Genomic DNA, 13,521 nt, shown 5'->3' with positions numbered 1-13,521 from the left:
GAGGCGGTGGCGCACCTCGCGCAGATCACGCGGGTCCGGCACTTCGGCCAGCCGCTCCGCAGGCCCGGAAATTCTCCGATCCGACGTGCGGCTTCTCACGCAGTTAGTCAAGGGCTGGCGGGATCAGGCATGATGCGCCGACAGGGACGGTATTCCACTCGGATCACGGGCGTAGAGAACTCCATGATCCTGGAAGCCGTACCTGTCACGTTCCGAGCGTGCCGCTGAATTGCCAGATCGCCATGAACCGGGCGTCACGCAACTACCCCGAAGCCTTGACTTCCAACCCTTGAACACAGCTCAGCTATCAAAGATCACCATATGCGTCGGCGGTTGTCCAGGCACCGGCGCTGGGCGGCGGAACTCACCTTGGATGAGCGCGTCTCGCAGCACACGGTGAACAGCCCCGACCCGCTCGCCTCTGTATTCCTGAAAGGAAGGGGTAGCTTGGAGGAGCACCGATCCATTAGGGAGGGGGGAGACCGCTTGGAAAGCATTCGATTCACGCAAAGCACCCACTCCACCAATGTCGTGCACAATTTCACGGGATGCAACCATCAGCCACGAGTAGCCCCGGAGACGATCACGCCACTGGGGGGTGTTCCGCGAGGGAATGCCAGAAGGTCCACGAAAGTATCTTTCAAGTTCCGTGGCGCCACCTGTGTGAGCGTAGGAAAAGTGGCTGAACACCACATTGTAGCGACGGCACGCCCAGCTGACTGACGCAAGAAGGCGCGTATGCTCAATCTGCGTCGTGCTCGATGCAGAAAGCAGAGCCTCATCGATGAAGTACGTTAGTTTTACATAACTCGCTAGGTCTTCATCGAAGGACACTGAAAAACGGATAGCAGAATTCCCGATTTCTCCACCTTCCATAAACTCGCCGATCTTTACTGCCATCGACTCTGGACGAGCGCGGATCGCGCGATCCACCCAATGGATCGATTCGCTCACATAAGGGTTATAGAGTACGTCGAAGGTGTCCCGAGGGGAAGCAGAGAAGCACCCCCACCATCCCCCCTTCCTTGCGTTTACAGCCTTTGCAATGGAATTGAACCCTACGTCAGACACGGGCAAACCCTTCGGGGGATTCCCAACCCCTCCTACAGAAATTGCCTCAGCCACCCCCCGGGTAAGCCAATCGAGCGCCACGGAAGTCAACTCTTCCTGATCTTCTCCGTACACGGTGATTTCTGCCACAAGATCGTGACTCATGCCGGAATTCGACAAGGAGAATGCGTCCACGTAGTCACTCCAAAGATGCCTAAAACGCGAGGGAAAGTGTTGGGGCGTCAAAGGGCTCCCCTTGGCGCCCCAACGAAGACTACCCGAGCCTCTGCGCTGGAGAAAGGTGGGACGAGGTCTCCTCTACCCCGAAAGTCCGGTCGGATCACTCGCCATCTTGCCAAGCACGTACAGCGCGCCAGCAGCAATTGCACCCCATGCAATGCTCCGCTGTTGCTGTGGCGTCGGCTGCCAGACCTGAACCGTCACCGGCGCCCAAACCGGTACAGGTTCCATACCAGGCGGGGGCCTATCCCTCTGATTGCGCGTCCACCAGCCGACGACACCCTTGTACTCTGCACCGGTACGCTTGGAGCCCGGCCGCGTACGGGTCGACTGGGCGACAACTTGCTGGCGGGGATTAAGGGGGTCGATCGTCGCCACCTGAGGAAGTTCCCAACCGCGCTGAACGAACCGCCCAAGTCCACTCTTCTGTTCAATCTTATTCAGTGCGTTGATATAGCGATCCAGCGTTGCAGGCCCGTCCTTCTCGGCTTGTATAGCCGACTTCATTTCCCAAACGAAAATATCATCATCGAAGAACATCACAATGTCCGCCCACCCCCCCTTTCCGTTTGTTCGCTGCCCCCCGGGTATCCAGTATTCAGTTTCCACCCTCACCTCGGGGTTCTGGGCCCACTGGGCACGAAGGTACGCGGCTGTGGCTTCCACCGCAGCATCGTGCCTGATCTTGTCTCTCCGAATCTCGTCACCTGAACGACCCTTCGGCTTCTCGTTGTTCGTCCCGCGGGGCTTCTCGTCGTTCGTCCCGCGGTTACCGTCGGTATTTTTGGTTCCGTCGTTGTTGTGGTCGACCGGGTTGCATGCGCCTTCGTACTCCCCGCAGACCTCTCGAGTTCCCGTGGGGTCGGTGCGGGTCACAGGGCTGTTGTTCGCGTAGCCGTAGCCGTTGAGGGTCTCGGGCTTGTCGATCTCGAGGAGGGGGTCGACGCTGATGAATTGGCCGAGGTTGGTGTCGTATTCGCGGGCGCCGATGTGGGTGAGGCCGGTGGTGGTGTCGATGTCGCCGCCGACGAATCCCTTGGTGCCGGGCCAGAAGTAGGGGGCTGCTCCGCGCTGTCCGCCGTAGGGGAGGGTCTTGCGGCGGTTGACCGCGAGGCTGCTGGCGGAGACGGAGAGGGTGTTGGTGTTGTGGTGGTCGGAGACCAGGATGCGGACGCTGTTGTCCTTGCTGGTCCGGATCACCGAGCCGCCGGGCACGGTGTAGTAGCGGGTGCCGTTGGTGAGGGCGGCAGGGGTGGTGCCGACCGCGCGGGTGAGTTCGAGTTCCTGGCCGCCCGGCAGATAGAGCGTGGTCTTCGCCGGGTCGCGCTTGATGATGCGGGTGCCTTCGGCGTCGTAGAGGAACGACGTGATCTGACCGGAGACGGTCGAGGTCTTGAGCTTGCCCTCCTCGGTCCAGGTCAGGTCCTGGACCGGGCCACTGGCCGGGGCCTTCTTGGTGAGGTTGCCGGTGTCGTCATAGGTGTAGGTGTCTGCTCCGGTGGCACCGCCGGTCGCGGCGACGCTGCCCACCGCGTGGGGCCGGGGCGCGCCGGCGGTGGTGGGGTAGGTGTAGGTGCGGGTGGTGTCCGCGGTGATTGCGCCGGCCTTGTACTGGGTCTCGGTCTTGCGCTGGCCTGTGTCGGTGAACGTCCAGGAGGTCCGGTAGGGGTCGACCGTGCCGAGGTTGGGGGTGCCTGCGCCGTTGGTGGACTTGGTGGCGCAGGCGTCGCCGGAGGTCCAGGCGTCGGTGAGGCGGCCTGCCCAGTCGTAGGTGAAGCACTGGTCGTCGGTGACGGCGCCGTCGTTCTGGGCGTCGCGGATGGAGGTGACGTTGCCGGCCGGGTCGTAGCCGTAGGTGATGCGGGACAGGGTGGCGGGGCCGGTGGCCTCGCGGTTGATCTGGTTGCTGATCAGGCGCCGGGTGGACGTCTCGTAGGTGAGAGTCTGAGTGACGAGCTTGCCGAGGTTGCCGAGCTGGGCCTGGGCGAGTTCGCCGAAGGCGGTGTAGCCGGCCCCGCGCAGGTAGGCGTGGTTCAGCGAGCTGTCGATGATGCCCAGAGTGTCGTTCGAGCCGTAGTGGCTGGTGACCGTCTCGGCGGGCAGGGCGGTGGTGGCGCTGGTGTTCGTGGTGCTGTAGGCAGCCGTCTGCGGCAAGCCGCTGACCGGTGTGGCGGCGGTGGCCACGGTGTAGGTGCCGGCGAGCAGCTCCTCCCCGGTCACCCTCGGGATGGTGACCGTCGTGCCGGTGGACCGCCCGGTGGAGTCGTATCCCCTGATGGTGGTCTTGTACTCAGCGTTCGCCGTGACCGAGGAGTCGAACCGGGAAGAGGTGGCGGGCAGGCCCTTGCCGCCGGTGGCGGTGTCGTAGGTCCAGGCAGCGAGCTTGGTACCGGTGATCGATCCGACGCGGAGGCTGAGCTTGCGGCCGAGTTCGTCATAGCCGTTGTAGAGGGTGCCGCGCGCGTCGGTGATCGTGTCGATGCGTCCGAGCTGGTCGTAGTGGGTGGTGCTGGAACCCTTGTCCGGGTCGGCTACGGTCACCTGCCGACCGCGCAGGTCATAGGTGTAGCGCCAGGTGTTGCGGCCGGAGGAATCGGTGAGCGAGGCGAGGAGACCAGCGGAGTCGTAGGTGCGGGTGGTCTTCTCGTACTGGGTCTGTGCCGCGTCAGGGACGGGGTTGCGGTCCTTGTACTGGCGTGCCTCGACAGTGCGGCCGCGAACATCAACAAGGGTGAGAGAAGCGGTGCCGCCCGCCGGGGGGACGGTGGCCGTCCAGTAGTCGCCGTAGGTGTTCGTGGTCTGCCACTGTGGCGCGTTCAGGGACAGCTGGATGCTCTCGAAAACCCGGCCGCGGCCGTCGTATGTCGTCTTGACTGCCTGCGGGATGTCCTTCGGGGCGACGACGAGCATGGCGGTCGTCGACACGGTGCTGCTGTTGTAGAAGGGCGCGTTGGTGAGGTAGGCGCGGCCGTGTGTGTCGTAGTAGGTGTCGGTGACGACGCGGCCGGTCACACCAAGGGAGTCGGCCTGGGTCTGGCGTGCGCGCAGCAGTGAGTCGTAGAAGGTCACGCTGGTGCCCCACAGGCCGTCTTCGTAGAGCTTCTTGGTGATGACGGTGGAGGGGACGGTGGAGGAGAGGTTGTAGGTGAAGGTGGCGTTGGGCTGCAGTGTCTTGGCCCGGCCGGTGCTCCATGCCTTGGTCAGGCGGCCCAGGGTGTCGTACTCGCTGCTGGCGGTGCGGCCGTTGGCGTCGGTGGTGGCCAGGACCAGGCCCCGCATGCCGTCATAGGTCGTGGAGGTGGTGTGGGCCTTGACGTTGGCGACCTGCACCGTGATCGGCTGAGCGCCGGTGGCCGGAGTGTAGGTGGTGGTGACGGGCTGGTCGTCCTGCCCCTTGGCGACAAGAACGCGGCCGTACTGGTCGTGGGTGGCCTGCGCGATCGTCTCCCACACGGGGGTGTTGTCGCTGTTATAGCGGGCAAGCTGCTCGGTCTTGGTGGTGTTGGCCTTGCCCGTGTCCGGGGCGGCACCGAGAGTCTTGCCGTCGTAGTACGTGCGGGCGCTGCCGGTGATCTTGCTGGGGTCGGTCAGGCAGGCGGTGTTGTCCGCCGTGGTGACTTCGCTGGGGTAGGAGATCAGCCAGTTGGTGGTGTCGGGGGTGACGTAGTCGGTCAGGGTGCAGCGTGCTTCGACGGTGCCGGCGCCGTCATCCGTCTCCTTGATGAGCAGGCCATAGGTGGTGTCATAGGTACGGGTGGTGGTGAGGGTGCGCCAGGTGGTGCCGTTGTCGAGGAGAGTGCTGCCCTTCTCGGTCTCGGTGCCGGACAGGTATGCCGTTTTCGCCGGGAGGGTGGTGGCGGGAGTCCCGGGTTTGTCAGGGTCGGTGATGCCTTCGACCGGCTGAGTGGCTGTCGCGTTGGATTCCCAGGGGATGTAGGTGGTCTTGGCGACGATCTTGCTGTCGGCACTCTCGTTGTCGTAGACGTTGGAGGCCGCGACACGGCCGGCGAAGTCTTCGCGGTCGGTGATGCCGTTGATGGCCCAGCCGGGGCGAGGGCTGCCGTCGGCGAGGGTGTCTCCAGCCATGCCGAGGTAGTAGGTGTTCTCGGTCTTCACCCGGTTGGTGTCGCCGCCGTTGTAGGTACGGACGGTGGAGTAGCCGCGGAAGACGTTCCAGGTGCGGTGTTTGTCGAGGGTGAACTCGCTGGTGTCACGGCGCCAGTACGGACCGCCGGAGTAGCTGTAGGAGGTCACCTTGGTCTCGGAGCCGCTGCCGGTGGTGGTGTCGTTCTCCTCGATGCGGGTGACCAGGTACTTGTGGAACCAGTCCTTGACCGGATCGACGGCACCGTCCGGTGTCCACCAGGAGGGGTAACAGCGCTTGTTGTTGGCGTCGGCCGCAGGCAGTGTCGTCGGGGTGCACTCGGCAGCGCTGTAGGTGACGAGGGTCTGACCGCCGGTCTCGTTGGTGATCTTGGTGATGCGCTTGCGATAGAGCGGGGGCCGGCCTTCGGCGGCGTCGACCCGGTTGGGCATGAGTTCGCCCTCGAAGGTGACCGGGTTCAGCTTGATGTCGGCGGTGGCTCCGGCCTTGCCGGTGCGCTGGACGGAGTCGAGCCACATCGCCGGAGTGGAGGTGTCACCGGTCGCCGGGAAGGACTGCTCCAGGGCCCAGCTGTCGACGGCCACCATGTCGGTGCCGACCAGGGAGAAAGTGTTGATCCCGGTCAGGCGCTGCTTCGACCAGAACGACGGCGAAGCCTGGAGGCATTCGGCGCCCGAGCTGCAATTCAGGTCAACCGGAGTGTCGGGCCAGCTGGTGGCGTTGGTCTTGGTGAAGGCGCAGTCCGTCGCCTTGCAGCGCGGTGCGGTGGTGAAGGTGACACGGCCAGCCGGGTTGGTAGTGCTGTAGACGGCACCAGCGCGCAGGCCATAGTCGATGCGGTTGAGGTAACCGCCTCGGGTGTAGGCCTTCGGGTCGTCAATCTTGCTGTTCTGCGCGTAGTAGCCCTGCTCCTTTGTGTAGTAGAGGGCCATGGCGTTGCCGTGAGGGTCGACGACGTAGTCGAGGTTCCAGCGCCACCCCTGCTGCTCGGCGGAGGAAGCGAAGTCGGTGGCGTGTCCCTGCTCACCGCTGTGGTTGCCGTAGACCGGGACGGAGAAGACAGAGTTCGTCTCGGTCTTGCCGTCCACCCAGCCGGGGAGGCGGTTCTTGCCGAACCAGTACTGGGTACCGTCGAGGGTGGTGACCTTCCAGTACTCGGAGTCCTCGTCTCCGGAGTTGTTCGGGTCGGTGTCGTAGATCCGCTCGATGCGGGATCCGTCGTCGCTCTGGAGCTTCCAGGCCTTCTTTGCAGCGTCCCAGACGAGCTCGTTGGAGGAACTGTTCAGGGAGAGGGTGGCGTTCTCCGACTTCCAGCACAGGTCGCCGGTTTTGGCGGTGTTGTTGCCGTTCTGCTTGTCGTTCTCGCAGGGGGCGTACCGGCGCTCGATGAAGCCGGGTGAGTACTCCCAGCCCTCACCGATCCAGGAGGCCTGGTTGTTGGTCGAGGCGGTGCGGCCGTCCACCGAGGAGGAGTTGTAGGACAGGGCGACCTTGGGCGCCAGTCCTCCAGGGATGGAGGGAACGTCGATGGGCACGCTCCAGCCGAAGCCGCCTGAGTTCCCGCCTGCCGACCAGGAGCCGGAGGAAGCGAGTGAAGTGGCCTTGAATGAGCCGTCACTGCCACCCGTGCCAGCGGTGGCAGCCAGCACGGTGGTCCCTGCAGAACTCGCAGCCAGGGTGGGTGAAGTCGCGGCAAGCATCTTCGGCGAGGCGCCGGAAGGCTTCACGGGGTCGACAGGCGTGGGGGTGGCGAGGGTGGCAGTGAGGGTGTGGGCGCTGGTGTCGTTCTCAGTTGCCAGCGGAGTCTGCTTGCGACACTCGGGCTTCTCAGGTGCCGTCAGCGCACATGCGGGAAGCGTCACCAACCGGAGACGCGAGGCCCACCCGGCTGCGTAGGCGCCGCGGATGGCACTGTAGTCCACCTCAACGCTGACCGGTCCGCCAGGAGCTGCTGTGCTGGAGGCGGGCCGCAGAGTCATCAGAAGACCTTCGACACCTGCGGCACGTGTTGTGGAGCGGTCCTTGACCGCGAGCTCCATCTGGGCAGACGCGGGCACGGCCTTTTGAGCGTCGCGGCTTGAAGGTGTTGTAAGGCGGACAGGTAGGCCGCCCACCGTGACGGGGTCCGCCGCCGCGGGCTGAAGCGTGAGTTCCCTGCTCGCGGGGAGGGGCCAGGTGACAGCAGGCGCCTTCCATGACGGGGACGGCCGATGCTTCCGCTTCAGGCCTGTGGGAGCGAAGTCGGTCCCCTCGACTGACTTGGTGCCCGGTACGGGCGGGGGGCCAGGAATCTCGGGGGATGCGGCCCATGTGGGAGCCGTGAGCAGCGAAACGCTCAGCGCTGCCGAAAGGACCCCTACCATTCCCGTCTTCACTGGCTTCGCCGTCATATGTCTTTGCGTGCGCCTATAAAAGGGCACGGCGAAGCCATTACGGAAAAACATTGAGATCCCCACCCCAGATTGCACATGAAGCCTGATGATCGGCTGAATGAAACACAACCACCTGCCGGGTGGCAACTAAAAACAAAATGTGCCACCAAGTTTGTCAGGTCTACGTACTCCCTTCTGCGACGATCTCCAACAAGTCCGGCCAAGCGCCTGACTAGGCGATTTGTGATGCACTAGTGGGCATACGCCGCATATTGGCAAGCTTCGCACGCCAGAAGGGCTAGAGCGCCCGTAGGTATCGTGAAGACCCCGCACTCGTCCGTAAGTTACGTGAAGGCTTGATGTGTCGTGCTGTCACACCTGCGGGTTAGAGTCCCCGCTCAGGGGAGGCAGGATTCCTTTCTCGCGCTTCGCGGAAAACCTTGCTCTCCAGAAAGGCACCAGCCCATGAACGCCACCCGTTATAGACGCGGCCGCAGAGCGTTGGCTCTGGCAATAGCCGCAGCTGTGAGTCTGCCGGTCTCTGCAGCAACCGCTCTGCCCGATTCCTCGCCCACGACCGTCCTCACGGCGTCGGAGACGGAGGCATCGCAGATGCCTTCCGCGATGCTCGAGGAGGCCGCCTACGACGAGGCGGCCAGGACGGGCAAACGCATCGAGATCCTCGACCGTCGGCAGGAGAGCACCGAGTTCTTCGCCAACCCCGATGGCTCGACAACCCGCCGCTCCTACGGAGTCCCGAAGTGGACGCGGTTCGACGGCATGTGGCGCGAGACCGACGCGACGCTGGTGAAGCACTCCGACGGCTCGATCGGCCCGTCGGCACCGGTGTTCCCGATCACCTTCTCCGGCGGCGGCAACCAGCCACTGGCCACCATGGTCAAGCACGGCAAGAAGCTTGCCCTGACCTGGCCCTCCGCTCTTCCCGCGCCGGTCGTGGACGGTGACACCGCCACCTATCCCTCAGTCCTGCCCGGGGTCGACCTCAAGCTCATCGCCAACGTCAGCGGCTTCGCCCAGCACCTGGTGATCCACACGCCCGAAGCCGCCGCCACCCCAGCCCTGCGTAGCATCAAACTTGGCCTCAAAACCGATGGCGTCACCCTGACCGAGACCGCCGACAACCAGCTGCTGGCCAAGGACGAGAACGGCGGGACCGTCTTCAGCGCGCCCAGTCCCAAAATGTGGGAGCAGCCCGCCGTCTCCTCCGACGAGGAGCAGTCAGGCACCACGGCTAAGACGCTGGCCCGGTCCCTGGCCGCTGCTTCAGAACCAAACCTGCCCGACAGTGCACCGGTAACCGCCGACGTCAGCGGTGACACGCTCACGCTCACCCCGGACGCGGAGCTTCTTGCCTCTGCTGACCAGTTCCCCCTCGTCATCGATCCCTACTTCAGCGGCGGGGATGTCGAAAAGTGGGCGGTGGTCTACTCGGCGACGCCCAACGCCGCCTACCCCAACGGGTCGGGCTGGAACTCCTCCAACCCCTGGGACGAGCCGCGGGTGGGGTACAACGACACCGGCGACACCGCCTCGTTCTTCGCCATGAACACCAACGGGCTCGAGAACGCGACCATCACCGGCGCCAGGTTCGCCGTCACCCAAACCCACTCCTACGCCTGTGACTCCTCCGTCGGCCCGACCGAGCTGTGGTCGGCCGGCGGCATCGGCACCACCCCCACCTGGAACACCCAGGTCTGGGGCAGCAGACTGGACTCCGACTCCTTCTTCGGCGGCAACGACAGGTTCTGCCCCGGTGACGTCGGGCACGACTTCACCAGCGACGCGCTGAAGGCCTACGTACAGCAGGCCGCCACCAACAGCTGGGGCACTCTGGTCCTCGGGCTCCGCGCCCCGGCCAGCTACGCGGGCAACCACAACGCCTACAAGCGGTTCCGCAACGACCCTCAGCTCGAGGTCGACTACAACTACAAGCCCACCGTCATCAGCAGGGCCGCCTACGAGGGCTACTACGTCGAGTCCGGCGACGGCAACAACCCGGTCGCCTGCGGCGGTCGCATCGGCAGAAGCGGCATCACCCTGACCGCGAAGATCAAGGACCAGGACGGCGGCAACGTCACCGCCTACTTCTCGGTCAAGAACTCCAGCGGCACCGCCATCTCCTTCTCTCCCAACTCCGACAGCGTGAGTGGTTCTGGTGAAGTCAGTGTGCTGGTCCCTGCCACGAAGCTGGGCAACGGCACCTACACCTGGAGCCTCTACGCCAAGGACAACGAGAACACGACCAGCGCCTCCACCGCGGCCTGCTCCTTCAGCGTCGACCTGAAGGGCCCCGACAAGCCTGTCACCGTCCTCGACTCCGACGGCACGAGAGCAGGAGAGGCCACTGACAGCTACGCGGCCCGCGTCCCCCGGCAGTTCAAGTTCACCAACCCGGTCAGCGACGTCGAAGGTTACTGCTGGGCGATGGACCGCCCCCTGTCCACGGTGACGACCCCCCGCTGCCCCAACGGCACCTGGGTCGACGCCGGCACCGACGCCAACCACACTGCGACCACAACCATCACACCGTTCGCGCATCCCGTCAGCAAGCTGAACGTCGTCGCTTACGACAAGTTCGGAAACCGTTCCGTGCTCGCCGGCGGCGACGACCAGGTCTCCCTCACCACGACCGAGCCGACGTACGTGTACGAGAAGGAGAACTCCGACCCGAGTATCGGTACCGCCAAGCATGACCGGCCCGGTGACCTCAGCGGTGACGGATTCGCCGATTTCGTCGCCACGGACCCCGACGGCAAGCTGTGGTTCTACCCCGGCAACGGCAACCTCGGCTCCATGGGAGCCCGTCAGAATGCCGGCAGCGGCGGCTGGAGCGGAGCGCTCATCGCCCACCGCGGCGACCTGAAGGGCATGTCGTCCCGTGACGCGGCCCCCGACGGCTACGAGGACTTCCTCGTCCGCCTGACCGACAACAAGCTCTACGTCTACCCTGGCAACGGAGTGGGGTCCCCCTGGTACTACACCCGTAAGGAACTCGCCAATCCCTCCCAGCCCGTACACCAGTGGGCAGGCCTCAAGCAGATGCTGCTGCCCGGTGACATCGACGGCAAGCCCGGCAACGACCTGATCACGGTTGAATGCGTGTGGGAAAACTCCGGTGTTGCGACAGCAGACCTGAAGTGCGTCAACGCCCGCCTCATCCTCTACAGCGGTCTCGCGGTCGGCGGGGGCGGTCAGAACCAAGACCAACCCTTCAACTGGGCTGAGCCGGTCGTCCTGGGAACCGGCGGCTGGCGTGACCTCACCAACCTCGCCGTCGACGACGTCAACGGTGACTCTTACGCCGATCTGGTGGCCCGGGATCCCAGCGACGGCAAGCTCTACCTCTACCCCGGCTGCATCAACGACGCGGAGAAGTGCCCGAACAGCGGCTATAAGCTGCTGGCCCGCAGCATCTATGGAACTGGCGGCTGGACCCAGCGGCCTTACCTGACCTCTCCCGGCAACATGCAGGGCGCCCTGCAGGCCGCCACGGTCACCACTCCGCCCGCGGAAGACCTTCCGCCGGGTCCCGACAACCAGGGCCACACCTACAACTTCAAACGATTCATCCCGACGGTTGGGGAGGAGTACGGCGACTTTTGGGCCACCACGTCCGCCGACCCCGACACCCCCGTCGAGTATGTGGACTCAGCGGGCAACTGGACCAGCAGGCTCTGCCCTACCGGTTGCCTCCTCACCTACCCCGGTACTCCCACCAGCCACGGATCACCACGCCTCGCCGGCACCGCAGGATGGGCGACAGAGATTACCGGCATCTTCTAGCGAGCACCGCACCTCCCGCACCTCAAGCAGGCGTGCCGTGTCCTCCCCGAAGGCGCGGCACGCCTGCCCCCTGCTCGCCGGTCACCCCGCCATCGCCATACGGCGAGACCTTGCGCAGTATCGGCTCACACACACAACCCACGTGAAGGACCCATGAGAGATATCACTCGCCGCGCGGCCACGTTCAGTGCGGCCGCCGGACTCCTCACCGCGGCGACGTTCCTCACGCCGCACTCCGCGACTGCCGCCGACGAACTACGTCTGACGGGGTATGACGCGGTAGCGGCACCGGGATCGGCGCCGCGCTTCTACCCCCTCGTCGAGTCCGGGGCCGTCTACGGCAAGGTCGTCATCGCCGTCGGTACGCAGCCGATGATCGACCCGGCCGGCGCGGGCGCCGGCTTTCCCGAAAGCTACGTGCCCCGCGCCAACGAGTGTGCACAGCCCGCCGGATACACCGGCATCTTCGTCTGCGATGGCCCGACGTACCTGAAGCCCGACGTCCTCGTCCCTACAGGCGCCACCGACACGACCCTCTACTGGGGCTTCGCTCCTCTCCCCGCCGACGGCGACCTTGCCGAGGCTGTGAGAACGGCCCGCAGCGCGGGCTCCCTCCCGGCGGACGCCCAGCACGGCACGGGCAAGGTCACCGTGAAATCGGCCGCCTCCGCAGCGCTCAACACTGTCGACTTCGAGGCGCCCGACGTCCCTGCCGGGGGCACGGTCCGCCAGCAGTTCCACGTCCACGCCAAGGACGCGGCCACGGTGAGCCTGCTCTTCTCCATCGACGAGGGCCAGATATGGGGATGGCCCGGAACGGTCCGGCTCGGTAACGTCACAGCCACCCAGGACGCCTCCTGTTCCTACCAGTCGGAACAACTCCACATCGACGCGCTGAACGTGCAGTGCCGTGTCAAGCCCGGTGACCACACCATCACCTACGAGCTGACCGGCGCAAAGAACCAGCAGGCACTCAGGCTCCGGGCCAGAACCAACATCGACATCTACGACGTACACGCCCCCGGCAGCAACGTCACCGCCAAGAGCAGCCCGTTCACCCTGCTCGGCCAGCCCCGCCTTCCCTCACATGGACTGCACGCCCGTGACACCACTGGCCATCTGTGGGTATACGACGGCACCCGGCGCGTCACAGCGCCCTTCAGCCAGCGCACCGAGATCGGCGCCGGCTGGCAGAACTACAACGCCCTCACCTCCCTCTCGCCCCACACCCAGAACCTGTACTACCAGGCAGATGTGAAGCCTTCGGCCGTCACCCGAGGCCGGGGCGACCTCGTCGCCCGCGACGCGACAGGTGGCCTCTGGTACTACGACCGCCAATACGTCACGGGCAAGCCGTACGCGTCCCGCGTCAAGGTCGGCGGCGGTTGGAACATCTACGACCAGATCACCGGCGCCGGGGACCTCGACCGGGACGGGTTCATGGACCTGCTGGCGCGGGACAAGGCCGGGGCGCTGTGGCTCTACCAGGGCACCGGCAGCTTCACCGGGGCGCGGTTCAAGACCCGGGTGAGGGTCGGCGCCGGCTGGGACGCGTACAACCGGCTCGCCGGTGGCGCCGACGTCACCGGCGACGGCCGGGCCGACCTGCTGGCCCGTGACAAGGCGGGCGTCCTGTGGCTGTACCGGGGCACGGGCAGCGGTACAGCCCCGTACGCCACCCGCACGAGGGTCGGCGCCGGCTGGGGCGCGTACGACCAGCTCGTCGTCGCCGGGGACCTCACCGACGACGGCCGGGCCGACCTGCTGGCCCGCGACAAGGCGGGCGTCCTGTGGCTGTACCGGGGTACCGGCGGCGCGGGCGCGCCGTTCGCCACCCGGACCAGGATCGGCGGCGGCTGGAACACGTACGACCGCCTGTTCTGAACGAGTCCCCGCCCCGGGGCGGGAGACGGCCCGTCCCGGGGTTCACCATGAGGTCGTCCAGACCTT

At 65.4% G+C, this 13,521-nt stretch carries 4 protein-coding genes; 2 read left to right on the top strand and 2 right to left on the bottom strand.

Annotation, left to right across the window (positions count from 1 at the left end):
- Nucleotides 1-300: 300 nt before the first annotated feature.
- Together ACIGW4_RS37760 and ACIGW4_RS37755 are read right to left on the bottom strand one after the other, a co-directional pair.
- Nucleotides 301-1,245: a hypothetical protein gene (locus ACIGW4_RS37760; RefSeq protein WP_399586211.1), complete on the bottom strand. Its 945-nt coding sequence runs from the start codon at nucleotides 1,243-1,245 to the stop codon at nucleotides 301-303.
- A 123-nt stretch (nucleotides 1,246-1,368) separates the two neighbouring features.
- A complete protein-coding gene (locus ACIGW4_RS37755) occupies nucleotides 1,369-7,434 on the bottom strand; it encodes an RHS repeat domain-containing protein (RefSeq protein WP_399586209.1) in 6,066 nt (2,021 codons plus the stop codon).
- 798 nt (nucleotides 7,435-8,232) lie between these two features.
- On the opposite strand from ACIGW4_RS37755, the gene ACIGW4_RS37750 reads away from it, so the two are divergent.
- Together ACIGW4_RS37750 and ACIGW4_RS37745 are read left to right on the top strand one after the other, a co-directional pair.
- Nucleotides 8,233-11,571 (top strand): hypothetical protein, encoded by a 3,339-nt coding sequence (locus ACIGW4_RS37750; protein ID WP_399586206.1) that lies wholly within the window; start codon nucleotides 8,233-8,235, stop codon nucleotides 11,569-11,571.
- A gap of 153 nt (nucleotides 11,572-11,724) precedes the next feature.
- Nucleotides 11,725-13,455 (top strand): FG-GAP repeat domain-containing protein, encoded by a 1,731-nt coding sequence (locus ACIGW4_RS37745; protein ID WP_399586203.1) that lies wholly within the window; start codon nucleotides 11,725-11,727, stop codon nucleotides 13,453-13,455.
- Nucleotides 13,456-13,521 lie beyond the last annotated feature (66 nt).

The sequence above is a fragment of the Streptomyces sp. NPDC053513 genome (genome assembly GCF_044544765.1).
Classification (GTDB): domain Bacteria; phylum Actinomycetota; class Actinomycetes; order Streptomycetales; family Streptomycetaceae; genus Streptomyces; species Streptomyces litmocidini.
The sequence above is the reverse complement of the archived record's forward strand: the minus strand, read 5'-3'. Positions and strand labels throughout refer to the sequence as shown.

Excerpts from the sequence above, each read along its gene's own strand:
- ACIGW4_RS37745 (WP_399586203.1), top strand. The coding sequence starts at position 11,725 with ATGAGAGATATCACTCGCCGCGCGGCCACGTTCAGTGCGGCCGCCGGA.
- ACIGW4_RS37755 (WP_399586209.1), bottom strand. The coding sequence starts at position 7,434 with ATGGAGCTCGCGGTCAAGGACCGCTCCACAACACGTGCCGCAGGTGTC.
- ACIGW4_RS37750 (WP_399586206.1), top strand. The coding sequence starts at position 8,233 with ATGAACGCCACCCGTTATAGACGCGGCCGCAGAGCGTTGGCTCTGGCA.